This window comes from Shewanella sp. SR43-8 (genome assembly GCF_014163775.1).
In the GTDB taxonomy this organism is placed as follows: domain Bacteria; phylum Pseudomonadota; class Gammaproteobacteria; order Enterobacterales; family Shewanellaceae; genus Shewanella; species Shewanella vesiculosa.
The window spans coordinates 1-320 of the sequence record NZ_JACJDX010000040.1 but is presented as its reverse complement, the minus strand read 5'-3'; the positions used below and the strand labels follow the sequence as shown (position 1 = coordinate 320).

Sequence of the window (320 nt, the reverse complement as noted above, 5' to 3'; positions counted from 1 at the left end):
CCGCTGACGATGCTGTAGGTCACTGGCGTGCCTTCTGGATCGGTGGCATTGACGGTGCCAATCACGGTGCTGTCGCTGCTGTTTTCATTGTAGCTAAAGTTGTAGCTGGTTTCGCCCACGGGTGGGGTGAACTTAGGACCTTCATTGACATCAAGCTCAGTGAGGGTGACGTTAATGTTGGTGGTGTTGACGCCATCTGAGGCGCCAACGACTAAATTGTGCACGTTCGCCAGGGCTTCAAAGTCATTGGCGACGGCGGCCACGCCCGCTGGGGTCAAGCTGATGACACCGGTCACGGGGTCAATCTCAAACCAAGCGTC

Annotated in this window: 1 protein-coding gene; it reads right to left on the bottom strand. The window is 56.2% G+C overall.

Annotated elements, in window-relative coordinates; genetic code table 11:
- The coding region (locus H5114_RS20265) for a hypothetical protein (RefSeq protein WP_182723887.1) at positions 1-224 on the bottom strand (224 nt) is incomplete at its 3' end.
- Positions 225-320: the final 96 nt, after the last annotated feature.